Here is a 23542-nt window from a genome sequence, read left to right on the forward strand (position 1 = left end):
CCAGCAGGCGCAGCCGAATCCTGCGGGTGGGCAAGCGACATGACGCCGAGATGCTCGATTTCCTCAATGAGGAAACCGACGGCCTCATCGGCAGCCGCGATCCCGTCGGGATCGGTGAATCGCAGGAAAACCTCGATGTGCTGGCCCGTCATCTGCTGCCCCCCGGCCGCTTGTTGTGATCTGCCGATTCAGCATGCCACGAGCCGACCGCCCGGACGTCGCTGTCACTCCAGACTGTTGCGGTTCTGTCAGCACCGTTCAGCGGGGGGTCGGGTGGCATGAGGGGTGCGGTTGTGAGCATGGTGACGGTGGCGCCTTGCAGATGACCCGGCCGTCGAGCCCGGCGGGCTCCGTGATCACCGCGCCGAGTCCCCGTACGTTGCACGGGCACGCCGCGCCGTATCGCGCGCTGCTGTACGGCGGCCAACGGTGTCCGGCCTGAACAACTCCGGCCCACCGGTGGAGGGCACGGGAGGTGTCCACGCATGGGCTGCCGCCGCCGTACGGCGACACGACCCGTCGGCCGACCAAGAACGGACCGGAACCGCGCCCGTCGGCCTCACGGAGGTGCCACGTTCGCGGCCGCTCAGTCGAGGCAGAACTCGTTGCCCTCGATGTCCTGCATCCCGAGGCACGACTCGTTGAATCCGTCGGCAAGCAGCAGTCGCCCGCGTACCGCGCCGAGCGCGACGAGTCGTGCGCACTCGGCCTCAAGTGCGGCCACACGCTCTTCACCCACGAGTCCGGTGCCCACCCGCACATCAAGGTGCAGCCGATTCTTGACGACCTTGCCCTCAGGAACGCGCTGGAAGAACAGGCGCGGGCCCACACCCGTGGGGTCGACGCAGGCGAACGCCGAACCCTGACGCTCGGGCGGCAGCGCGCGATCGAATTCGCCCCAAGAGGCAAACCCCTCCGGCGGCGGCGGTACGACGTACCCCAACGCCTCGCACCAGAAGCGGGCAACGCGCTCGGGTTCCGCGCAGTCGAAGGTGACTTGGAACTGCTTGATCGATGCCATCGATCCATCGTAGAGGCGGGGTCTGACGTCGTCTCCACGGACCCGCCCCTGACCGGGTGATGGCGCCTGGGGCCGCCCGGTGCCCCTTCCCGTCCGTCGCCTTCACCTCCGTCGACGGCATACTCACCAGCGCTCGTACCGAAGGCCCTTCCTCATGTCACGACACCACGCCTACGGACCCCAAACCGCTGTCTTCCGCGCTCTGATGAACAACGCGGTAGCCGACGAGCAGATAGCCGGTCGGTGAGATCTCGCTCCGGATCGATTCGAGCTGAATCGACGGCAGGCCGTCGAGGAGTCGTCGTCCGCGGCCGGCGATCCTGGGCGCGATCACGAGCCTGAGTTCGTCGACGACGTCGGCGGCGAGCAGTGCCTGCGCGACCGAGATACTCGCGTGGACGCCGATGTCGCCTCCGCGCTGCTGCGTGAGATCTCGAACGCATTCGACCAGCCCGCCGTCGAGCACCGTCGCATTGGCCCAATCCCGGTCAAGGGGCGCGGATGTCGCGACGTACTTCGTGACCCCGTTGATGAATGTCGCGAATGGCTGGATCCGGCTGCTCGGCCAGAACTGCGCCCACTCGGCGTAGCTGCGGCGGCCGAGAATGACCGCGTCCTGTGTCGCGATCACAGCGGCAAGGTTGGCGCCCATCGCTTCGTCCCAGTCCGTGAAGAAACTGTCCGGGTCCTCGGCAACCCCGTCGAGGGACAACAACTCGTACACGACGATCTTTCGCACGCCCAACACCTCCGATTGTCTCGATACCACTGGTTGACTGATCCAGCCGCCCGAACTCATCGCTGCGACGTGCAGGACGTGGGTACGAGATCCGCGCTGCGAGACGCGGGCAGGCCGCCGGCGAGGGTGCCGCCGGGGGCCTTCACGATGCCCGGACCCGTATGCCACGTGGGCCTCGAACCCACTGCCGTGACGAACGTGCCGTACGCCGCGACGCTGGTGGCCGATGAACGAGGCACTGGAAGCTGTGGCCTCGGGCCGCTTACTGCTGCCCGCCGGTCCGCTGGCCCTCCTCCTCGCCGACCGGGCCGCTCACGTCGGACAGTGAAGGGGCGGCAATCGGTCATGAAGGGCACCGGACCGGGCTGCCCTCGCTCATTACCAGCGAGTTGCGTACGACGGCCCGTGAACCGTCGTACGCGACCCACGGCTGCGCCCCGGCCGTCCGGGGACGGTCGGGGACGGTCGGGGCACCGAACCCACAGGTCAGGGGGTGCCCAGCGCTGCTGAACGGTGACGGCGAGGACGCTCAACGGGCTTCCCTTCCGCAGTTGGGGTCGGCGGGGGCGGGGCCTCGCGGCTACTCGGCCGGCCAGACGTAACAGCGCGCGGGCAGCCCGTGCCCGTCACCGTAGCCGTGCCACACCTCGCCCAGGGCCTGCCAGCCCAGGCGTTCGTACAGGCGGATGGCGGCTACGTCCTTCTGCAACACGTCCAGCACCAGCCGCCAGGACCGCGCCCGCGCGTAGGACATGGCCTCCCGCAGCAGACCCTCCCCCAGGGCGTGCCCACGGGCGCTGCGTACGACGAAGAGCCGCGCCACGACGCCGATCGGTGACTCGTCCTCGCCGCTGCGCTCCCGCCAGAGGGCCACGGCACCTTCGCCACCATCGGGACGCATGACGGCGATGTGCCCCACGACAACCCCGTCCGCCTCGGCGACCCACGCCTGGACAACGCCCGGCGACCTGATCCACGCCTCGGGCCGGGCCACACCTTCCACCGGGTACCCGTCCGTCGCGTACACGTCCACGAGCGCCGCGACGGCGCCCGCCACGTCCCCGTCCTCGATCGGTCGGATCACGGCGCTGCTCATCATGCCTCCGGTGTCAGAATTCGGCCTGCTCGACGGGAAGTTCGTACAGCAGCCCGGTCCTGTCGGCCCGATGGACGTAACGGGACACCTCGAAGGGTTCCGCGTTCTGGTCAAGGCTGGTGTGAAGCACTTCGAGCACGGGCACGCCCGGCGGAAGCCCGAGCAGTGCGGCTTCGTGCGGCGTAGGCATACGTGCGGTGATCTCGTCGCGCACGCGGGTCATGACGTGGCCCAGTTCTTCGAGCCGCCCGTAGATCCCGTGGGGCCCGGACCTCGGCTCCATGAGGAGTGTGCCCTGGGCTTCGTCCCACCGCAGATAGGTGGAGACGATCTGGACCGGCTCGTCGTCCGCGAAGTAGTGGTTCTCCCGGTGCACGACGCTCGCGGTGTCGGGGGCGACGCCGAGGCGTTCGGCCACATCGCCCGGCGGCATCTCCCGCGTGATGCCAAGGACGTCGATCCGGGCCGTCTTCCCCTGGCGCTCGGCCTCCAGCCGGAAGGGCGTGAGGCCGGTCTCCCTGTTCTTGAGCGAGTAGCGGTCACTGCCGAAGCGGAACAGACGCTGCGGTGTGCGGACGAAGACGCCACGCCCGTGCTCGGCGGTGACCAAGCCCTGTTCGGCGAGGATGCGGATCGCCTCGCGGGCGGTGTTGCGGGCCGCGCCGTACTGCTCGGCGAGGGATCGCTCGGAGGGGAGTTTGTCGCCGGCCGCGAGGTCCCCGCGTTCGATAGCGGTACGGAGGGCGTCGGCGATTCGTCTGCTCGGGGGCTGAGCGGGAGGCGTCTGGGATGCGGGCACGTGACGAGCGTATCAGCTGGCTTGAGCCAGTTCCTTGACAGCGACACCCTGCGATGCTCAACTGGCTTAAGCCAGCTGTCGACTCGGCAATTTTCCCCGCCCACCGCACCCGTACGAGAAGGCCGTAAGCCATGAACACGCAGCCCACCAGCGGCGCGCCAGCAAAGACGCGTACGAAGACCCTTCGCGTACCCGGAGCCTCCCGGCCGTTCACGCCCGCGCACGTCCCGTACATCGCGCGGTGGAGTGGGGAGCGGGACGCGCCCATGCCGGTGGTGATGCGGAAGGGCGGGCGTGGGATCGGGTACGCCGATGAACGGTCCCTGGACCGGGACGGCGGGGGTGTGCTGTGGAGCCGTACGCCGTCGCAGCCCGGCAGGGGCACGCCGGAGTTCGGCAAGGTGCACAGCCTGCGGCAGCGGATCGCCATGGCCGGACTGCGCTGCCAGATCTGCGGCGGCCCGGCCGACCGCAACCGCGACGGGGTGCTCTGGCTCGTCGACGCCGCGCCCGGCGAACTGAGCCACGGCGCCGAGTACACCTCCCACCCGCCCGTGTGCCGCCCCTGCGCCCACCGCTCAGTGCACGCCTGCCCGCACCTGCGGACCAACGTCACCGCCCTGCGCGTACGGGACTTCGCCGCCAGCGGCGTCAACGGAGTCCTCTACCACCCCGCCCGGCCCGTACCGGTGGCCGCCGAAGCCAACCGCTTCGACCTCCGCGACCCCCGCATCACCTGGGTCCGCGCCTACCAAACGATCACCACCCTGCGGGACTTCACCGTCATCGACCTCGACAACCCGACCGCCTGAACACACCCCGGCCCGCACAAGGAGACCCCCCGTGCTCGCTTCCCGAACGATCGCCCACAGCGCCCGTATCTCCCCCTCCGTGAGCCCGCCGCCCGCGCCGATCGACGCCGGGCGGACCTGGACCATCACCACCGACGAAGGGCTCAGCGTCACCGGCCACTTGCCGACGTGGGCGGAGGACGACCCCAGCGAAAGCGGCGTCCCGCTGGACCGACTCGGCGCGGTCCTCGGCGACATCAACCATCACCGCGACACCTCCGGCCAACTGCTCCGGGTACGGTCCTCCCCCGGTGCCTTCGGCTCCACAAACGAGAAGGTGCCCGTCTTCTGCGGCAGCATCGACTGCGACCCCTACACCCCCACCTCCGCATTGCCGCCCTCGACCCCGACGGCGTCACCGAACTGGCCGCAGCCCTCAGGGCCCAGGCGGACGTACTGGACCACGAAGTCCGCCCCACGCTCCTCGACGCCCGCGACGACTGGGCGCGAAACGGCACCGACGCACCCGCGTAAGGCCCGGCCCCCGACACGGCTGTACCCCGGCCGCTCGGAAGCGACCGGGACACGGAACTCGCAGGTCAGCGACCCCGGAGAGGGATCGGACCCGTAGGCCGTGTGGAACTCGAACCCACAACCAGCGGGTTAAGGGTCCTGGCCAGGGCGTGCCAGTCAGTGGTGAGCGGTAGGTGGCCGTCCGAAGGCCTCTGGTCAGAGGCAGGGGGTGTCGCCTGGTCCGGTTATCGACACTCGGTGCCGGCACCTCCGCTCACGCAGCCATTGCCTCAGTCCTGGGGTGGCGCCACACCCCGCCCGGGCACGTGGCCGGGCGGGGGCGCAGGCGTTCAGCCGGCTGCGGCTGGTACTCCTATTCTCGGTCGAGGGCTGTGAGTAGACGACCGGATCCGGACCTGTGACGAGCTGCCACGTCCGAGGCGCGTGCGTTGGACGGCGAAGGAGGCGGGCGGGGGCTTTCGTCATGCCCGGGTGTCGGACCCGGCGCGTACGGTATCCGATAACCCATTCTGCTTGCTGCGATCGGGTGGCCCCCGTCAACAGCGCGACGGGGGCCTTAGCTCAGGGCGTCGATTGCCCGGACCACCAGCGCCCGCGCGGCGGCCCCGTACACGGCGAGCGACTGCAACTGCTCGAACGCCCGCAGGTACAGGCTGATCTCGCTCGGCTGGGTGATGTTCACCTGCGCTGAGATCAGCTCCACGCAGGCGAGGTCGCGGTCGAAGATGCTGAATGTCTCCGCCGCCCATAGGGGGCGGTCTCGCGTCGCCATCGGGATGATGCCCAACGATACCGCCGGGAGCGCACCGGCCGTCAGCAAGTGTCCGAGCTGTGCGGCCATCGCTTCCGCGTCGCCCAGCTGGTAGCGCAGGACCGCTTCCTCGATGAGGAGTACGAACCGGTGCCCGGGCCGGTGGATGATCTGGGACCGCTCGACGCGGGCGGCCGCCGCGTCGGCCCCGTCGTCCGGCAGGCCGAGGAAGCGGGCGTTCGCCGACAGGAGGGCCTGGGCGTAGCCCTCGGTCTGTAGGAACCCGGGGACGAGCGTGGTCGAGTAGACCCGGAACGTCTCGGTGGACGCGTACAGCGACCGGTAGCTGTCCTGTAGCTTGCGCAGCCCGTCGCGGGCCTGCCGCTTCCACTCGGTGTACAGCGACTCGGCGTGCAGCGACGCTGCGATCAGGTCGGCCACCTGATCCTCGGCGCCGGTTGCGCGGCACCACAGCCGGATGTCGGTCGGTGACGGCGGCGTGAGCGCGTTCTCTATGCGGGAGGTCTTGGCGTGGTGCCAGGAACACCGGTTGGCCAGTTCGGTGACCGTCAGGCCGGCGGTTCGGCGAAGGCCGCGGAGGCGTCGTGCGACATCCTCTCGGGCGGCCTGGGCGGACGATGACGGCGATGCGGACATGGTCTGGTCTACCGGTGCTCTCGGTTCAGCGGATCGTGTACTGGTCGTGCGGGACGGCGCGCTCCCAGATGCGCTCGAAGGCGGTCGCGCACTGCTGGACGACGGTCGGGTCGGTCACCAGTTCCATGTCGGGGTCGGCCCAGTTGCCGTCGCCGGTGAAGTGGTTGAACAGCACGGTCTCGTTGTCGAAGATCCACAGGTCTGTGCCGGGTACCAGCAGCGTCGCGGCCTGGTGCCGGGGGAGCCACCGCACCTGTTCGCCGGCGGCCACGTTGACGTCCGTGCCGGCGTGCTCGTAGCGGATGTACTCGGTGGCGGGTTCGCTGACGATGCGGGCCCGGCGCACGGTGACACCGCGGGCGCGAGTCCGCGAGATCAGGTCCACCCACGGCGCCCAGTAGTCCGAGGCGGGGTCGACGTCGCGCCGGCCGGTGGCACGCCACTGCTCGAAGTCCGCGCGCTCGTCGCCGACGGCGTACTGGTCACGCATCTCCAGGTGCACGGCCGAGGCCCGGGCCGCTTCCAGCAGGCCCTTGAAGTCCACTTCGCTCGGCAGCAGTCGGGTAGCCGGAGCGTGTTGCCACGCCCCGGCCCCCTCAGAACCGGACGTGCGGCTGTTCACCGCATCCGGCTCAAGCGAGCCCCCAGAGCTGTTGCGCGCGTTCATGCCTGCCCGGCCCTCCTGTTGTCGCCAGCGTGATGCTGGCGATGACATTCAGCGTGTACGAGGCGGAGGTTTGTCTTCTCGTCCGAGCCGCCGTGCCGCCTATACACGAAGTGATGCTTGTGAAGCATCTTCATGGATGCCGAGAACCAGGCCGCCCACTCCCGCGGGCTGTCAGGCTCGTATTCGGCACCGGAGATCAGCGCCTGTTTGCACAGGGGGCAGATCCCCTTTTGGCGAGCTGCCAGCGTGACAGACGTCCTGTCCGCGGTTGCTGGCATCCTTTTGCGCGTGCGATTCGCCCAGTACTCGGCGAGCGTCGGATCATCAGGCGAATACCCCGCCTTGAGGCCGACGTGCCGTTCAATCTTGGTCCACCTGAGCTTGTAGAGGTACATGCCGGTTTCCCGGTCACCAAATACCCATTTGCTCTGGCGATACGAGTTGAACTGACCGTAGTACCTTTCGGTACACCAGGTCTTCGACTTCCTCGGGTGCGTGTGTCTGGCCCATTTGAAGGTCAGCTTCCACAAGTAGTCGTCCAGATCGCGGAACGTCTTCTTGGACACACCCGACCGGTAGTAGGTGGCCCATCCCCGAAGAATCGGGTTGAGCCGCTTCACCACGGCCATCACGTTAGACCCTCGGTGGGCCAACATCTCGTCGCGGAGCCTTTTCCGGAACCCCTTGACAGCGGACTTGCTCGGCTTCGTGAGCAGTTTCCCGTTGTAGCGGCGAACGTTGAACCCGAGAAAGTCAAATCCCTCTTCGAGGTGGACAACGCGCGTCTTTTCCTCGTTGAAGGACAGCCCTCTCGGCTCCAGCCACCCGGCCAAGTCATCCTTGACCCGATACGCCTGACTCTCGCTGTGACAGAACACGGCGAAGTCGTCGGCGTACCGCACAAGCACCGGCGCATCCCTCCGCTGCCACAACGTGGCACCTTCGAGGCAACCGGCGGCTGCACTCATCCCGTGAAGAGCGATGTTCAACAACAACGGGCTCACCACGCCACCCTGCGGAGTTCCCTCCTCAGTAGGCGCGAACCGCATGTTCTCCATGATCCCTGACTTGAGCCATCCACGGATCATTCCCCTACCAGGGAAGTGGCCAAGGTTCGTCATCAGGTGCTCATGGTCGATCCGGTCAAATGCCGATGCCAGGTCAGCGTCGAGAACCCACAGCCGCCGTGCCCGTCTCTGGGCCACCGTGCTGAAGATGTTCGTGATCGCGTCGTGGCACCCTCGTCCGGGGCGGAAGCCGAAACTCCGAGCCTCGAAACGAGCTTCCCACTCGGGTTCCAGCGCATTCTTGACCATGGCCTGGCGGGCACGGTCGCACATGACTGGGATTCCCAGCGGGCGTCGCTTTCCGTTCGCTTTGGGAATGTACACGCGCCGTACGGGGCGAGCATGGTCGATGGTGGGTTTGGCTGCCAGCTCGGCCACCATCCGTCCTCGCTCCTTCGGAGTCAGGGCGGTTTCACCATCGATGCCGGCCGTCCGGCGTCCGGAACTCAACTGGGCCACCCTCTTCACGCTTACCTGCACGTTGGAGTGGGATCGCAGCATGAGTTTCTGCAAGTTTCGGACTCTCTTCAAGTGCCCTTCGCGCGTAGCTGTGAAGATGCGCTGCCGCAGTCGCCGTACCGACGCTTCGGCCTTGGCCCAGTCGATGCTGTTCCATGCCTGCGTGTGGTCTTCGGGTCCGTTCGCCAGAGCAGGCCGGACAGTTGCTCCTGTCCTCGTTCCTGAACTCGGCATCTAACTTGCCCCTCAGTTCTGGTTTCCAGATAGCTGATCTTCACAGGCTCACCTGATCCGCGTGGGCTCCCTTTCGGGCCGGGCACATGCCCGTATCCGACGGGTTATGCGGGGAGGCTTGTCCGCCCCGGTTTCCCCTGGACTTTCGCCCTGTCGGCATTCGCTTCTCGGATCATCCTGTCCTGCTGGAGAGTTGAGCCTTCGTTGCCTCCGGCTTACCGTGAACCTCACGGACTCCAACAGGGTTTCCACGTTCCGCTCCAGTGAGATGCGGCTGGGGTGGGCGCCCTCTTTACCCCGGAACCTGCGGTGTCCACTCCCGCTCATGCGAAGAAGCGGGATCGCACAGCACTCTTCCGTGCTCGGGTTCTATAGCCGCCAACTGCTCTGCCATCCGCGCGACTTGGAAGTAACGAGGCGTCATCAAGGGTTCACTCACATTCGCCCGTCCAGCCTTCCCCTTCGCCTGTGGCTGCCCGATGGCCAGGCTGCTCTTGGACTTTTCCGCTCGGCTTCACACCCCGCCGTTGCCAGCGACGCATGCGAACGTGGGGACGGACCTTGGACACCGGTCCGGGGCGGTTACCTCCTCCTCTCACTCATCCACTCAGCTGGAGCGACCTCGTGTCGCACTCGCACGCCTTTCTCAGGATCGGGATCATGTGGGCCGGGATCCGGATGACCGTCTCGTGGCCGGGGATTCCCTTCGCGTGGCCCGGGGCGGTGTTCGCGACGCACTCCTGGCGGGTGGGCTCGTCGGCGATGTAGCTCTGCACGACGAGGTCTTGGGCGTCGAGGTCTACCCAGACAGTGGGAGACCCGTTGTGCCCGGTGTTGGGGTCGATGCCGATGAACAGTAAGGCCATGACGGCCCTCCTCGTGACGTCGGTGCGCCGATGTGCGCCACCATCCCGGGCGCGCCGAGGGTGGGTCAAGAGCGCCTATCGGCCATCCACCCTGGCGGGTACTTCGTATGCACATCGGTGCACAGCGCTCACGCTCGCGCACAACAGCTACGTACCGTCGAACTGCGCCCGTCCTGCGCGCCGATGCTCCGCGGGGCGGGCAGCAGAATGCCCCGCGGCCGGCCAGGGCCCGGGGCGTGGACGACCGCGAAGGGGTCGACATGGCCGATGATATCCACCTCGCACCACGGATCGTGGGCGCCCCCGACGCCGCATACCAGCCGCCGCAGGACGGCGACCCGATCCCCCTCGACGCGATGCGCACCCACCTCGCCCGGTGCGCCCAGTGCCGGGAGACCGGCGCCGTGTGTGTCGTCGGCGCCGCAACCGCCCGGGTCACGGCCACCGCCATCACCACCGCCCGCCGGGCACAGGGATGACCGACACGCCGGCGCTGGCTGCCATGCAGCAGCACACCCGACACTGCCCGATGTGCGCCCGCGGCACCGACTGTGCGACCGGCGTGGGCCTGACGCGCCGCTGGATCGCGCTGGCGGAATCCGCAGCGCGCGGCGTGCGGGTACCCCTACCCAAGGACGCCGGCGGCATCGAGCCCGAGCCGGCCACCGAGGGCACCTGCCAGACCTGCCAGCAGCCCATCCCGCCCGGGGCCGGGCGGACCTACGCGATCAATCAGGCGACCGGCGCCGCTCCCGACGTGCTGCTGCACACCGACCCGCGAGACTGCGTGCGCCGCTCGCTGTAGACGGGGACCTCTGCCCACCCGCGGACCAAGTGCATAACCCATCTGACACAGGAGGCATCTTGCTCACCACGCCCGCGCCTGTATTCGACGCCCGGTCTCTGCTGCCGCCCCGCCAGTTCGCCGATGTCGTCGCCACCGTGCAGGGCAACAACCCCGGCATGGACCCGGCGACCGCCGGCCGCATCGTCACCGAGGCGCTCGCGTTCGTCGCCATCGCCGCGGCCAACCCCACCACGGTCATCGCACCGTCCCGCGTCGTCGACGAGGGATGGCACGCCCTGATCCTCCACACCGCGGTGTACGGCCGGCTCTGCGATCGCCTCGGAACGTTCATCCACCACTACCCCGAGCCGCCCGACCCGACCCGGCACGATGACGAGGTCATGGACCGCACCATCGGCCTGCTCCATGCGGCCGGACACGAGCCCGACATGGACGTGTGGGCGGCCCCGTCCAATGGACGGATCATCGTCACGGAGGCGGGCGTGCACACGCCGAAGCCGGGGGATTGCAGCCCCATCGAGATCATCCGCCCGCAGAAGCCCCAGCCCGCGCCGCCGCAGAAGACAGCCGCAGCGGCCGTCCGGCGGTAGCCTGACGGTCACGACAGGAGGCAGGCCATGGAGTGGATCGACCCCCGGTACGCGGAAGTCGTCGAAGCGATGAAGCCGGCGCGGACCGCCCGTGATGAGTCGCCGGAGGGAGACCCGATCCCCATGCGGGGATTCATCATCCCGCCCTCGCCTTCAGACGGCCGCTGACAGATCGAGCCCGGCCCGCAACGAGGCCGGGGGAACCCGAGGCCCCCACCGGATCCACGCCCCCAAGGTGTCCGGTGGGGGCCTTCGTCGTTCGCGGGTGAAGCCCCAGTTTTGCGACTCCGTTCGGCGAAGTCGCAAACCGCGCCCCACGTGCGGATGTTCGGCCAGGAGGGGTACTCGCTCGCTGCCCTGCGGCGTAAGTTCGGCGCCCGCCGCCGGGCCGCCGGGCCACGCACACGGACACGCGCCCCCACCCCCGTAGACCCCCGCCCCGCCCCCGCTCCCCCGCCTCACGGCGCGATCTCGCCCGACCCCCGGGCGATCAGCGTCGTCGGCACCGTGACCGTACGGACCGGGCGGGACGGGTCGGCCAGGCGGGCGCGGAAGAGGTCGATGGCCGTACGGCCTATCTCCACGTCGCCCTGCGCGACCACCGTCAGTCCCGGCCTGAGCAGGTCCGCGAGGCCGAAATCGTCGAAGCCGACCAGCGCCGTCGCGCCGAAGTCCGGGCCCAGCGCGCGGATCACGGCCACGGTCGTGGAGAAGTTGCCGGTCACGATCGCCGTGGCCGGGTCGGGCCCGCCGCGCAGGCTCTCCAGCGCCGCGCTGATCCGTTCGGCCACGATGGGCCCGGGGTGCACCAGGCCCTCCTGCGGCGCGCCGACGCCGCGCAGACAGTCGCGGAAGGCGGCCGCCCGCTCCCGTCCGGTGTAGATCCGCTCGTCGTCGCCGATGTAGCCGATCCGCCGGTGGCCCTGCGCGGCCAGGTGGGCGAAGGCGAGTTCAACGCCGCCGCGGTTGTCCGAGAGCACGGTGTCCACCTGGACGCCCGTGGCCGGGCGGTCGAAGGCGACCACCGGGAGCCCCGAGTCGATCTCGGGCTGGAGGTACTGGTGGCCGTCGGCGATCGGTTCGATGATGACGCCGTCCATCCGCCGCCGGCACATCGACATCACCGCCTCCCGCTCGCGCACCTCGTCGTCCTCGGTGGACATCGCCACGACGGTCAGCCCGGCGCCGCGCGCGGCCTCGTCCACCGCGCGCAGTACGGGGTGGGCGTCGGCGATGTGCCGTACGGCGGCGCCGATCGTGCCGGTACGGCCGCTGCGCAACTGGCGGGCGCGTTCGTCGGGTTGGTAGTCGAGCCGGGCGACGGCCTGCCGGACCCGTTCCGCCAGCTCGCCGCCGACCGTCGTGTCGCCGTTGACCACGCGGGAGACGGTGCGCAGCGCCACGCCCGCCTCGCGGGCGACATCGACCATCGTGGGGCGGCGCGGGCGGGACAATCCGCGCTTGCCGACGGCACCAGGACCAGGCACTTCGCTTCCCTTCGCTCGATCGGTCACGACCCGCCCCCGGTTCCCCGAGATCTGTCCGTGATCGCCGGAGGGCTTGACTTGCTGTCGCGGAACCTTACTGTACTCGGCGAGACAACGTTATCTCGCCGACGAGACTCAAGCGCCAACGTCCCGGCCCTGACACGTGTGTCTCCGACACCCTCCCTCGAAAGGTACGGCCATGCTCAGAAGAAGTGCCGCCGCGGTCGCGGCGGCGGGCGTGCTCCTGCTCGCCGCGTGCTCGAACTCCAACTCGGCGTCGGACGGCGGTTCCTCCGGCGGCAAGACCCTGACCTATCTGACCTTCAACACCCCCTCGCTGACCCCGGCGTTCTGGAAGGCGTCCATCGCCCGCGCCGAGAAGGAGGCGCCCGGTGTGACGATCAAGCAGGTCGTGGCGCCGAGCACCGACCGCGACTCGTACGCCAAGCAGCTCCAGGCGTCGGGCCAGTTCCCCGACCTGCTCCAGTCGATCACGCCCTCGCAGTACACCGAGGCCGGCCTCCTCCAGCCGTACGACCAGGCGTGGATCGACCAGAACTTCCTGCTGCCGCAGGGCAACGCGATCAAGGGCAAGGTCTACATCCCGCCGACCAACTCGCAGATCATCCCGCTGGTCTTCTACAACAAGTCGCTCTTCACCAAGGCGGGGGTGCGGCCCCCGACCACGTGGTCGCAGTTCCTCGACGTGTCGGCGAAGCTCAAGTCCGCCGGGATCACCCCGCTGGAGCTGGGCGGCAACGACCCCTTCGCGGCGGCCATGCCGCTGACCGGCGCCCTCAGCGCGGACGTCCTGGGCAAGAACCCGCAGTGGGTCCAGCAGCGTTACGCCGGCCAGGTCAAGTTCTCCGACGCCGACGTGGTCGCCGCCGCGCAGAAGATGCGCACGCTGGTGGAGAAGGACTACTTCGAGCAGGGCGCGCTCAACGTCAGCTACGCCGACTCGATCAAGAACTTCAACGCGGGGAAGGCTGCCATGTACCCGATGGGCAGCTGGTACCTCGGCTCGATCCCCAAGGACCAGTGGGACACCATCGGCGTCTTCCCGTGGCCGACCGACGACGGCTCGGTCGTGGTGCCCTTCGCGGTGGGCGGCTCGATGGCGATCAGCACCCGGGCCAAGGACGTGGCCGCGGCGACCGCCTTCGGCAAGGCGTGGTCGCTCGACCCGCAGAACCTCAAGGCGCTGATCGAGGGCGACGGCGCCTTCCCGATGCTCAAGGACAAGACGCTCAAGGACTACGACGTCACGGTCAGCCCGGCCTTCACCGACTCGTACTCCTACGTCACCAAGACCGACACCAAGGTGAGCGCCATCGGCTGGGCCACCAACGACGACGCGCTGCCCGGCTCGCTCAACAACGATTTCTACGCCGCGGCGCAGGCGCTGTTCAACTCCAAGGACGTCAAGGGCCAGATGGCCAAGCTCGACAAGTCATGGGACACCGCGACCAAGTGACCCCGCACCGACCCGTGACCACCACCGCCCGGCCCCGCCGGGGACGGCACCGTACGACGGAACGGCACTGTTCGACGGTCCAGCACCGTTCAACGGCCCGGCACCGTACGACGGTCCGACCCGAGCAGGCGTCCGGCAAGAAGGGAGAGGGACAGTGAAGCCGCTCTCGCACTGGTTTCGCGACACCTCGCAGGATCTGGGGCTGCGGCTGATCGCCGCACTCGGCCTGCTGCTCTACCTGGTCTTCATCGTTGTGCCGGTCTTCATGAGCCTGCGCAGCAGCTTCACCGACGAGAACCCGCTGAAGTCGGGCAGCAACTGGGTCGGCTTCGCCAACTACTCGGAGATGCTGCACGACGACCAGCTGCGGTCCAGCGTCGGCTTCACCCTCGCGCTGGCCCTCGGGGTGACGGTGGTGGCCAACGTGGTCGGCCTCGCCTTCGCGATGCTGCTCGACCGCACCGAACTCAGCTACCGGGTGCTGCGCACGATCGCCTTCCTCCCGCAGGTGATCTCGGGGGTGATCGTCGGCTTCGTCTGGAAGACGATCTTCACCGAGGACGGTCTGCTCAACGACCTGCTGGCGCGCACCCATCTGGCCGCCCAGCCGGTCGACTGGCTGGGCAAGCCGCATCTGGCCCAGCTCTCGGTGGGCGTCGTGGTCGCCTGGGTGCTCTCGGGCTTCACCACGGTGGTGTATCTCGCCGCGCTGCAGAACATCCCCCGGGAGCTGTACGACGCGGGCGCCATCGACGGCGCCAACTCCCGTCAGCAGTTCCGGATGATCACCCTGCGGATGGTGGCCCCCGCGACCACCATCAGCGTGACCATCTCGCTGATCACCGTGCTCAAGCTGTACGACGTCATCCAGGTGCTCACCTCCGGCGGACCGGCCAACGCCACGCAGTCCACGGCGCAGTACATCGTGAAGATGGCCTTCACCAACGACCGGTTCGGCTACGCCTCGTCCATCGCGATGTTCCTGCTGGCGCTGTCCGCGGTCATCGCCCTGTCCGTCACCAGCGTCCTGCGCCGCAGGGAGGTCGACCTGTGACCGTCCAGCACACCTCGTCCCGGAGCGCCGCCCGGCCCGCGGCCCACCGCCCGGCCTCGGCGCGGTCCGCGCGCTCCCCGGGCCGGCCGGTCCGGCCGGCCGCGCGCGGACGGCGGCTGCTGAGCCCGGCCCGGCTGACCCTGGCGGTCGTCCTGGTGCTGGTCTTCGTCAGCCCGATCTATCTGACGATCGTCAACGCGTTCAAGAAGGAGGCCGACATCGTCGCCGATCCGGCGGCGCCTCCCGTCCACCCGACGCTGGGCAATTTGTCCACCGCGCTCAGCCGTCCCGACCATCTGCTCCAGCTGGGCCTGCGCAACTCGCTGATCGTCGTGGTCTGTTCGGTGGTGCTGCTGGTCCCGCTCGGCTCGGCGTTCAGCTTCTACATCTCGCGCCGCCGCACCCGCGCGCGGGCCGCGGTGCTGGCGATGCTGGCCGCCGGTCTGATGATCCCGCCGCAGGTGGTGCTGCTGCCGACCATCCGTATCCTCACCTTCCTGCACCTCGACCACTCCTATCCCGGGCTGATCCTGTCCAACCTGGGCGGCGGCTACTTCTCCTTCGCGGTCTTCGTCTACGTCGGCTTCATGCGGGCGGTGCCGGACGAGATCGTCGAGGCGGCCCGGCTGGACGGCGCGGGCGGGCTGCGGATCTGGTGGACGATCATCATGCCGCTGGTCCGGCCGGCCACCGCCACCGTGGCCATCTTCCTCTCGCTGTGGATCTGGAACGACTTCCTCAACCCGCAGTTCATCCTCGGCCCGTTGCAGGGCCAGACCATCACCACCGGTCTCTATCTCTCCGTGGGGCAGTTCCAGATGGATTACGGCCAGTTGTTCGGCATCATGTTCCTCGCCGGGATCATCCCGGTGGTCGGCTATCTCGCGATGCAGAAGCAGTTCATCGCGGGCCTGACCGCGGGATCGGCCAAGTGAGCGGCGCGCTGCGGGCGCGCCCCGGCGACGCGGCGGCCCCGGCCGCCCCGGATCCGTCCGTCCCGGACCCGGCCGCCCGCGCGGAGCGGGCGCCCGGTGTGCCCGTACTCGACGAGCTGGCGGGCGACTGGCTGCCGGCCTCGGAAGTCGCCCATCTGCCGTCCCTGCGCAACCAGTGGGGCCAGGGGCACGTCAACCAGGATCTGACATCGTTGTCCTGGCTGGCCTTCCCGCCGTACAGCGGCGGTTACCACACCGGCGTGCTGCGGATCGACGGCGTACCCCTCGCCGCCGAGCGGCTGCGCTGGTCGCCGTGGGGCGTGGAGCGTACGGCGTCCCGCGGCCCGCTGTCGGTGCGCGCCGAGGTGCGGATGGGGTACGAGCGCAGCCGTCTGCTGTGGCGGATCACGCTGCGCAACGACTCGGCCGATCCGGTCACCGCGACCGCCGAGCAGGAACTGCTCGCGATGTTCGCGCACTCCGAGGTGGACTGGGGCTGGCTCTACGGCACCCCGTGGAACTCCGGCCACCACCACGACTTCTACGCCACCGAACGGCTGCGCGCCGAGGTGCTCGCCGAGTCTCCCGCGCAGGTCCAGCTGCTGCCGCCCGGTGAGCGCTGGATACGGCTCGGCTCCCCGCGCATCCCCGGTATCCAGCGTGACGAGGACTCGGCGCCGATGCTGCTGGAGTCCGAGCTGCCCGACCACTCCACGCCGGACTCGGGCCGGATACGCGAGCCGGGCGCGCCCTGCCTGGTCCGGGCGGTGGGCGTGACCCGGGCCGACGGCTCGGCCGAGCCGGTCGGCGAACCGGCGGCGGCCCACACCGTACGGGCGGGCACCGATCTGCGGATCGGCCCGGTGGCGCTGGCGGCCGGGGACACCCTCGGATTCGAGGTGCGGGTCGACCGGGCCGGGGTCGACGGAGTGGTCGCCACCCACGGCAACCATCCCGACTCCGCGCAGGTCGCCTTCACCGGCGGGCGGCTGTCGCTGCGGATCGGCGGCGAGTACGTGGTCGCGCCGGACCCGCTGCCCACCGGCGGCTGGCACCGGGTGGCCGTCCGGGTGGACGGCGGCGGCGCGACCCTGGCGGTGGACGGCGGGACCGTCGCCCGTACCGCGCCCTGGTGGGGCGGGCAGCGGTGGACGGCCTCGGTCGAGGACGGCCGGCTGCTCGTGACGGACGCGGACAGCCCGGCGCGTTCCGTCTACGCCTTCGCCGGCGCGCCCGACGCGCTGACCGCCGAGGGGTCCCGGGGGGTGGCCCGCTGGGACCTCGAACTCGGGCCGGGCGAGTCGCGGACGCTGGGCTTCGTGCTCGACATCGGCGACGCGGCGGCCGGGGCGCGGGCGGCCGCCGACGCGGCCGCGGGGTCCTTCGAGGCGGCCTTCGCACAGGTCGCGCAGTGCTGGCGGACGACCTGGCGGCACGCCTTCACCCCGGGCAACCCGGAGTTCTCCGGCCATCTGCCGACGCTGGTCACCCCGGACGCCGACCTGGCCCGTACGTACTATCTCGGCGCCCTGCTCGCGGTGTACATGCGCAACACCCGGGTGTCGCGGACCGGTCCGGTGTTCCTGACCGGCGGGCCGCGGCTCGGGCCGACGACGACCTTCTTCTGGGACCAGTCGGAGTTCGCGCGCTCGGCGGCGATGCTGGAGCCGCGCGGGCTGCGGGCCTGGATCCTGGCGGCGCTCGGCCAGCCGTACGAGCACTGCCACTCCTTCGACACCTGGAACCGGCTGCCGGTCGGCAACCACTACGCGGCCAACGACCACGCGCTGTTCCGTACGGTCACGGCGTATCTGGCGGTGACCGGCGACAGGTCCCTGCTCGACGAAATCACGGGCGGGCGCGGTGTGCTGGACCATCTGCGGGCGATGGCGTACCGGCCGCGGCGGCTGCGGGCGGCCTTCGGCGACGGGGTGCTGGTCGACTTCGGCCGGGACGCCTGGGAGTTGCTGGAGTGCGTGCCCAACTACCGTGACGCGGTGGTGTCGCTGAACGCCGGTTACGTGGGCATGCTGCGCTCGCTGGCCGGGCTGCTGCGCTCGCTCGGCGAGGACCCGGCGGAGGCGGCGGCCGCCGAGGCGGACGGCGACCGGCTGGCGCGGGCGGTGCTCGGGCAGTACGCGGGCGACGGCCGCTGGCGGATCGCGCACCCCGAGGGCGACGAGGTCATCGGCCACTGCCTGGACTTCGCCCTGGTCGCCGCCGACATGGCCGGGGATCTGTCGCAGGAGCAGCGCGCGGCGATGGTGCGGTTCGCCGACGAGCGGCTGATCGACGGCGACTGGATGCGGGCGCTCGATCCGCTCGACCCGATCGCGCCCCTGTCCGACCGGCCCGACCACGGCGCGGCCGGCGCGTTCGCGGCCTGGCCGGGTGCCACGGCGTACGGGCTGTGCCGGCTGGGGCGGCCCGACCTCGCGGCGGGTGTGCTGCGGCGGGCCCACCGGGCCACGTCGGGGGCGCTGTGGGGCCAGGCGATGGAGGTCACCGAGGGCGGCCGCTACCGGGTCGCGGAACGCGGGGTCTCCAACCGGGAGAGCGTGGCCGCCGTCGCCGTGACGGAGGCGGTGATCGCCGGGCTCTTCGGCGTCGAGGGGGCGGGCGTCGGGGCGGACCCGGTCGTCACGGCCTTCGGCGCGCTGCACCACCTCCCCCGGACCTGACCCGGGGGCGGCGCGCGGCCGGGGGGCCGGACCCGCCCCCGGCCGCGCAAATTCGGTGGAGGCCGCTCCCCGTGGCCGCGTACCGTGTGCCGGTCGACGACCGGTGACGGGGGTGCCCCCGCGTATGGGCACGGGCAGGGGAAGAGGCACGGTGGAGCACAACGGGTGGGCCGACGAAGGGTTCGGTGCCGTCGCGGACACCTTCGCCCGGAACTTCGCGGAGAGCGGTGAACTCGGCGCCGCCGTCACCGTGTTCGTGGGCGGACGCAAGGTCGTGGAGCTGTGGGGCGGGGTCGCGGACGAGCGCGACGGCCGGCCGTGGCGGCAGGACACGGTCGTGCCGGTGTTCTCCTGCGCCAAGGGCGTGATCGGTCTCTGCGCCCAACTGCTGGCGGAGCGGGGGCAGTGGGACCTGGATGCCCCGGTCGGCCGCTACTGGCCGGAGTTCGCCGGGCACGGCAAGGAGGAGATCACCGCGCGCATGGTGCTCGGGCACCGCGCCGGACTGCCGGTCCTGGATGCCGTGCTGGGCTTCGAGGAGATCGTCGAGTGGACCCCGGTGGTGCGCGCGATCGAGGCGCAGGAACCGCTGTGGGAGCCGGGCGCCGCGTACGAGTACCACGCGCATGTCTTCGGCTTCCTGCTCGGCGAGGTGATCCGGCGGATCACCGGCCTCACCCCGGGCGCGTACTTCCGCGCGGCCTTCGGTGACGGACTGGGCCTGGACACCTGGATCGGCCTGCCGCCGGAAGAGACCGGCCGGCTGGCCCGGCTGGTCGAGGCCGGGGGCCGGCCGAAGCTGCCCGACGCCGAGTCGCTGATCATGCGCATGGTGACGATGAACGGCGCGTTCGCCTTCCCCGGGCTGGACGAGCCGCACGGCTGGAACGACCCCGCGCTGCTGGCCGCCGAGATCCCCGGCGCGGGCGCGGTCTCCTCGGCGAGCGGCCTGGCCGGGCTCTACGCCGCCGCCGTCACCGGGATCGACGGCTCGCCGCGGCTGCTCTCGCCCGCCGCCGTGACCGACGCCGTACGGGAACAGTCCTCCGGCCCGTCCTGGTCGGGCATGGACGCGGGCCAGCGCTGGGGGTCGGGCTTCCTGCTCGACTCCTCCTTCCGCCCCCTGCTCGGGGCCCGCAGTTTCGGCAACGACGGCGCGGGCGGTCAGTTCGGCTTCGGCGACGACGAGTTCGGTGTCGGCTTCGGCTATGTCGCCAATCGGATGATCGGCTACGGTGACGCCCGCGCCACCCGGCTGATCGCGTCGGTGCGGAAGAGCCTGGAGTGAACCGTCCGGGCACGGCCGCGAGCCCGTTCCGCGCGGGACGGGCTCGCAACCGTGCCGACGTCGGACGGGTACGCGGTCGGATCGGCCGCGGACGGGTGTGCGCTGATGCAGGGCGGGACCGTACGACGACAGGGTCGGCGGACCGCGGTTTCCTGAGGGGGGATTCGCCATGCAGTCGTTTCCGGTCGCGCACACCCACCCGTGCGAGCCGGTCCGGTGACCGGCCCCCGTACGTCCGAGCGCAGCGCGATACCGGCCCCGCCCTCCGCGCGCAGTGATCTGATACGGGCGGCGACCGCCGGGTGCGTCGCCGCCTTCGTGGGCTTCGCCAGTTCCTTCGCGGTCGTGCTCCAGGGCCTCGCCCGGGTCGGCGCCTCGCCGGCCGAGGCCGCGTCCGGGCTGATGGCGCTGTCGGTCGCGATGGGCATGTGCGCGATCTTCCTCAGTCTGCGCTCGCGGCTGCCGATCAGCGTCGCCTGGTCCACGCCCGGGGCCGCGCTGCTGGCCGGGTCGGCGGCGCCGCACGGCGGCTTCCCGGTGGCCGTCGGCGCCTTCCTGCTCACCGCCGTGCTGATCGTGGTCTCCGGGCTGTGGAAGCCGCTCGGCCGGTGGGTGTCCGCGATTCCCGCGCCGCTGGCCAACGCGATGCTCGCCGGCATCCTGCTCCCGCTGTGCCTGGCCCCCGCCGCCGCGGTGAAGTCCAACCCGGGCATCGGCCTCGCGGTCGTCCTGACCTGGGCCGTGGTCGCCAGCGTACGGAAGCTGTACGCGGTGCCCGCCGCGGTCGTCGTCGCCATCGCGCTGATCGCGCTCACCACGCACATCCCCGCGGACTCGCTGGGCCCGATGTGGCCGCACCCGGTGCTGGTCACCCCGCACTTCACGGCCGCGGCGGCGATCGGCATCGCGCTGCCGCTGTACGTGGTGACGATGGCCTCGCAGAACATCCCGGGCATCGCGGTGCTCGGCGCCAACGGCTACCGCCCGGAGCCGGGCCCGCTGTTCGGCTGGACGGGCGTGTTCTCGCTGCTGTCGGCGCCGCTGGGCGGACACGCCGTCAACCTGGCGGCGATCACGGCCGCGCTGTGCGCGGGCGAGGAGGCCGGGCCGGACCGCACCAAGCGCTACCGGGCGGCCGCGGTGGCCGGCGGGGTGTACATCCTGCTGGGGCTCGGCGCGGCCGCCGCCGTGGCCTTCGTCAACGCCTCGCCGCCCAATGTGATCGAGGCGGTGGCGGGCCTGGCGCTGCTGGGCGCGCTGGGCAACGCGCTCACCGCGGCGGTCGCGGACGCCGGTCAGCGCGAGGCCGCGGTGGTGACGCTGGTGGTCACGGTGTCGGGGGTGACGTTCTTCGGCGTCAGCGGCGCCTTCTGGGGCCTGGCTGCGGGCGGCGCGCTGTACGCCGTACGACACTGGCAGACGCGCCCCGCGGCGCCCGCACCGAAGGAGAAGCCCGGCGAGCGCTGACGCCCGGCGCCGTGGGCCCGGCGCGGGGGGTGGGTCCTGCGAGGGCCGCGGTGGGTCCCGCACCGCTGCGGGACCGTACGCGGGCCCGGTCGTGTAACGTTCTGAAACACCTGCCGCAACGGCTGAGCGAATGCCGACCGGTCGGCCGACCCTACGGCGGGTTGAAATCCGCTGCGGGGACTGGTGCGTACGGCGTGGGCGGGCGCTAGGCTGCCGTAATGAAACGAAACGCTGTAACACGTGCCTAGGCGTCAGGGCACGCGGGCCACCGTCCGGGCCATCGCGGCCGAAGCGGGCGTGTCGATCGCCACCGTGTCGCGCGTGATGAACGGGCACGCCCATGTCGCCCCCGAGACGCAGGAGTTGGTCCGCCGGGCGGTGGCCCGGCTGGGCGCCCCGGCGCCGGCCAGACGCGGCACGGCGGGCGGGGCGATCTATGTGCGATGCCCGTATGTGCTGACCGACTACTTCGGGGTGATCGTCTCCTCGATCGCGGAGACACTGGATCTGCACGGCCGGCGGCTGGTGCTCAGCGCGGGCGACTCGGCCCGTGACATCCAGGTGCTGGCCGGGCTGCCCAACGACCCGGGGATCGCGGGCGCGGTGCTGATCGTGCCGCCGGAGCCGGAGAAGGAGCTGGAGTCGCTGCGGGAGCGGGACTTCCCGTTCGTGGTGGTCGATCCGCGCACCCCGCTCCCCCGCGACATCGCCTCGGTGTCGGCGGCCAATCTCACCGGGGCCCGCAATGTCAGCGCGCATCTGGTGGAGCTCGGCCACCGCCGGATCGGCGTCATCGGCGGCCCGAGCGACTGGCTGGCCAGCCAGTCCCGGCTGGCCGGGCACACCTCCGCGCTCGCCGACGCCGGGGTGCTGCCCTCCCCCGAGCTGCTGCGCAGCATCGAGCCGACCGCCGACTGGGGTTACGACGCCGCCTGCCACCTGCTGGACCTGCCCGAACGCCCGACCGCGCTGGTCGCGTTCAACGACAAGGCGGCGGTCGGGGCGCTGCGGGCGGCGTACGAACGGGAGTTGCGGGTGCCGGAGGACCTGTCGATCACCGGCTTCGACGACATCGATCTCAGCCGCAGTACGGTCCCCCGGCTCACCACGGTCCGTCAGCCGCTGGAGGAGATGGGGCGGATGGCGGTCTCGCTGCTGATGCGGCTGCTCGACCGGCACACCGTGGACACCCTCCATGTGGAACTGGCCACGCATCTGGTGCTGCGCGGCTCGACCGGCCCGGCGCCCCGGCGCTGAGCCGGCTCGGCACCCCGGCGCCGCTCCCCCGGGCGGGCGCCCGCCGCCGTGCGGGCTGGCCGCGCAGCCTCAGTGGGCGGGCGCGTGCGTGTGCGGGGTGACGACGACCGGCCAGTCGTTGTCGGGGTCGGCCAGGTTGTTGAAGTAGTTGGTGAAGACGTTGAGCGCGAGGTGGGCCACGACCTCGGCGATCTCGGCGTCGGTCACCCCCGCCGCGCGCGCCCGCGCGAGCACGGAGTCGTCCACCGCGCCGCGGTGCGCGGCGACCTCGGCGGACAGCGCGAGCAGCGCCGCGGTGTACGGGTCGGCCGAGCGGCCCTCCCGGGCCAGCCGCAGTTCCTCCTCGTCTATCCCGGCGATCTCCGCCCCCATGTGGAGGTGCGCGGACAGGCAGTACGCGCAGCCGTTGGCCTCGGCGGTGGCCACCGCGAGCCGTTCGCGCACCCCGGCGGGCAGCGCCCCGCCGGCCAGCGTGCCGCGCAGCTGGAGGTACGCCTTGAGCACCGTCGGGCTGTTGGCCATCGCCTTGGTGATGTTCGGGGTGAGTCCCAGTGTCCGCTGTACGTCGGTGAGCACATCGGCGGCCTTGCCGGTGGCGGTGGCGGGGTCGATCTGCGGAAGTCTGGACATGGCGGTGACCCTTTCGCACGACGGTGGCGGACCTCCAGCCCCGGGAACCCCAGGAACCCGGGAATCCCGAAAAGAGCCTTCCTAATGAGTGGAGGCCGTTCTTCTCATTAGTAACCATGACGGGACGCCGCCCCCGTGTCAAATGGCTCGCACTTTGCGCACCCATTAGGCGGAGAGTTACAGTGGC

Annotated in this window: 24 protein-coding genes; 14 read left to right on the forward strand and 10 right to left on the reverse strand. The window is 70.5% G+C overall.

Going from position 1 to position 23542, the window contains the following annotated elements; genetic code table 11:
* Window positions 1–50 precede the first annotated feature (50 nt).
* A complete protein-coding gene (locus OHA30_RS00505; RefSeq protein ID WP_328911752.1) occupies window positions 51–179 on the forward strand; it encodes a hypothetical protein in 129 nt (42 codons plus the stop codon).
* 407 nt (window positions 180–586) lie between these two features.
* On the opposite strand, the gene OHA30_RS00510 is transcribed toward OHA30_RS00505, so the two are convergent.
* The 4 genes from OHA30_RS00510 to OHA30_RS00525 form a co-directional block, all read right to left on the reverse strand.
* Window positions 587–1021, reverse strand: coding sequence for a VOC family protein (locus OHA30_RS00510; RefSeq protein ID WP_328911753.1), 435 nt, complete (start codon window positions 1019–1021; stop codon window positions 587–589).
* A gap of 157 nt (window positions 1022–1178) precedes the next feature.
* Window positions 1179–1760: a dihydrofolate reductase family protein gene (locus OHA30_RS00515; protein ID WP_328911754.1), complete on the reverse strand. Its 582-nt coding sequence runs from the start codon at window positions 1758–1760 to the stop codon at window positions 1179–1181.
* Window positions 1761–2340: 580 nt separating this feature from the next.
* Window positions 2341–2844 carry a GNAT family N-acetyltransferase gene (locus OHA30_RS00520; protein ID WP_328911755.1) on the reverse strand — a complete coding sequence of 168 codons (504 nt, stop codon included), beginning with the start codon at window positions 2842–2844 and terminating at the stop codon, window positions 2341–2343.
* A gap of 25 nt (window positions 2845–2869) precedes the next feature.
* Complete coding sequence (locus tag OHA30_RS00525) at window positions 2870–3655, reverse strand: GntR family transcriptional regulator (protein WP_328911756.1); 786 nt, start codon at window positions 3653–3655, stop codon at window positions 2870–2872.
* A gap of 131 nt (window positions 3656–3786) precedes the next feature.
* Between OHA30_RS00525 and OHA30_RS00530 the strand changes: the two genes are divergently transcribed.
* Both OHA30_RS00530 and OHA30_RS00535 read left to right on the forward strand, forming a co-directional pair.
* On the forward strand, window positions 3787–4467 hold the full coding sequence (locus tag OHA30_RS00530) for a hypothetical protein (RefSeq protein ID WP_328911757.1): 681 nt from the start codon (window positions 3787–3789) through the stop codon (window positions 4465–4467).
* A gap of 31 nt (window positions 4468–4498) precedes the next feature.
* Entirely contained in the window at window positions 4499–5077 is a 579-nt protein-coding gene (locus tag OHA30_RS00535; RefSeq protein ID WP_328911758.1) for a hypothetical protein, read from the forward strand.
* Window positions 5078–5536: 459 nt separating this feature from the next.
* Here the strand turns inward: OHA30_RS00535 and OHA30_RS00540 are convergent, their stop codons facing one another.
* From OHA30_RS00540 to OHA30_RS00555, 4 genes are all read right to left on the reverse strand, one after another.
* Window positions 5537–6388 carry a helix-turn-helix domain-containing protein gene (locus tag OHA30_RS00540; RefSeq protein WP_328911759.1) on the reverse strand — a complete coding sequence of 284 codons (852 nt, stop codon included), beginning with the start codon at window positions 6386–6388 and terminating at the stop codon, window positions 5537–5539.
* A gap of 25 nt (window positions 6389–6413) precedes the next feature.
* Window positions 6414–7055: a DUF6879 family protein gene (locus tag OHA30_RS00545; RefSeq protein ID WP_328911760.1), complete on the reverse strand. Its 642-nt coding sequence runs from the start codon at window positions 7053–7055 to the stop codon at window positions 6414–6416.
* Window positions 7052–8815 carry a group II intron reverse transcriptase/maturase gene (ltrA, locus tag OHA30_RS00550; protein ID WP_328911761.1) on the reverse strand — a complete coding sequence of 588 codons (1764 nt, stop codon included), beginning with the start codon at window positions 8813–8815 and terminating at the stop codon, window positions 7052–7054. Before ltrA ends, OHA30_RS00545 begins: the two co-directional genes overlap by 4 nt.
* A 599-nt stretch (window positions 8816–9414) precedes the next feature.
* Window positions 9415–9681 (reverse strand): hypothetical protein, encoded by a 267-nt coding sequence (locus OHA30_RS00555; RefSeq protein ID WP_328911762.1) that lies wholly within the window; start codon window positions 9679–9681, stop codon window positions 9415–9417.
* Between the two features lie 260 nt (window positions 9682–9941).
* Here OHA30_RS00555 and OHA30_RS00560 point away from each other — a divergent pair, with 260 nt between their 5' ends.
* From OHA30_RS00560 to OHA30_RS00575, 4 genes are read left to right on the forward strand one after another with little or no spacing between them, the layout of a single operon-like run.
* On the forward strand, window positions 9942–10160 hold the full coding sequence (locus OHA30_RS00560) for a hypothetical protein (RefSeq protein WP_328911763.1): 219 nt from the start codon (window positions 9942–9944) through the stop codon (window positions 10158–10160).
* Window positions 10157–10486 (forward strand): hypothetical protein, encoded by a 330-nt coding sequence (locus OHA30_RS00565; protein ID WP_328911764.1) that lies wholly within the window; start codon window positions 10157–10159, stop codon window positions 10484–10486. Before OHA30_RS00560 ends, OHA30_RS00565 begins: the two co-directional genes overlap by 4 nt.
* Window positions 10487–10545: 59 nt before the next feature.
* The gene (locus tag OHA30_RS00570) at window positions 10546–11079 is read left to right on the forward strand and encodes a hypothetical protein (RefSeq protein WP_328911765.1); all 534 of its coding nucleotides are present in this window, start codon (window positions 10546–10548) and stop codon (window positions 11077–11079) included.
* 27 nt (window positions 11080–11106) lie between these two features.
* On the forward strand, window positions 11107–11247 hold the full coding sequence (locus tag OHA30_RS00575) for a hypothetical protein (protein WP_328911766.1): 141 nt from the start codon (window positions 11107–11109) through the stop codon (window positions 11245–11247).
* 290 nt (window positions 11248–11537) lie between these two features.
* On the opposite strand, the gene OHA30_RS00580 is transcribed toward OHA30_RS00575, so the two are convergent.
* Entirely contained in the window at window positions 11538–12566 is a 1029-nt protein-coding gene (locus OHA30_RS00580) for a LacI family DNA-binding transcriptional regulator (RefSeq protein WP_328911767.1), read from the reverse strand.
* Window positions 12567–12765: 199 nt separating this feature from the next.
* On the opposite strand from OHA30_RS00580, the gene OHA30_RS00585 reads away from it, so the two are divergent.
* The 7 genes from OHA30_RS00585 to OHA30_RS00615 all read left to right on the forward strand — a co-directional run bounded on the left by OHA30_RS00585 (window position 12766) and on the right by OHA30_RS00615 (window position 22725).
* Window positions 12766–14043: an extracellular solute-binding protein gene (locus OHA30_RS00585; RefSeq protein WP_328911768.1), complete on the forward strand. Its 1278-nt coding sequence runs from the start codon at window positions 12766–12768 to the stop codon at window positions 14041–14043.
* A gap of 154 nt (window positions 14044–14197) precedes the next feature.
* Window positions 14198–15097, forward strand: a complete 900-nt coding sequence (locus OHA30_RS00590; RefSeq protein WP_328911769.1) for a carbohydrate ABC transporter permease — start codon at window positions 14198–14200, stop codon at window positions 15095–15097.
* Window positions 15094–16032 (forward strand): carbohydrate ABC transporter permease, encoded by a 939-nt coding sequence (locus tag OHA30_RS00595; RefSeq protein WP_328911770.1) that lies wholly within the window; start codon window positions 15094–15096, stop codon window positions 16030–16032. Before OHA30_RS00590 ends, OHA30_RS00595 begins: the two co-directional genes overlap by 4 nt.
* A complete protein-coding gene (locus OHA30_RS00600) occupies window positions 16029–18713 on the forward strand; it encodes a laminin G domain-containing protein (RefSeq protein WP_328911771.1) in 2685 nt (894 codons plus the stop codon). The genes OHA30_RS00595 and OHA30_RS00600 overlap by 4 nt, the downstream gene beginning before the upstream one ends.
* A gap of 151 nt (window positions 18714–18864) precedes the next feature.
* Window positions 18865–20001, forward strand: a complete 1137-nt coding sequence (locus OHA30_RS00605) for a serine hydrolase domain-containing protein (RefSeq protein WP_328911772.1) — start codon at window positions 18865–18867, stop codon at window positions 19999–20001.
* A gap of 201 nt (window positions 20002–20202) precedes the next feature.
* Complete coding sequence (locus tag OHA30_RS00610) at window positions 20203–21468, forward strand: benzoate/H(+) symporter BenE family transporter (protein WP_328911773.1); 1266 nt, start codon at window positions 20203–20205, stop codon at window positions 21466–21468.
* A 240-nt stretch (window positions 21469–21708) separates the two neighbouring features.
* Window positions 21709–22725, forward strand: a complete 1017-nt coding sequence (locus OHA30_RS00615) for a LacI family DNA-binding transcriptional regulator (protein WP_328911774.1) — start codon at window positions 21709–21711, stop codon at window positions 22723–22725.
* Window positions 22726–22794: 69 nt separating this feature from the next.
* Here OHA30_RS00615 and OHA30_RS00620 read toward each other — a convergent pair whose 3' ends face one another.
* Window positions 22795–23355 carry a carboxymuconolactone decarboxylase family protein gene (locus OHA30_RS00620; protein ID WP_328911775.1) on the reverse strand — a complete coding sequence of 187 codons (561 nt, stop codon included), beginning with the start codon at window positions 23353–23355 and terminating at the stop codon, window positions 22795–22797.
* Window positions 23356–23542 lie beyond the last annotated feature (187 nt).

It is taken from the genome of Streptomyces sp. NBC_00223, from assembly GCF_036199905.1.
Classification (GTDB): domain Bacteria; phylum Actinomycetota; class Actinomycetes; order Streptomycetales; family Streptomycetaceae; genus Actinacidiphila.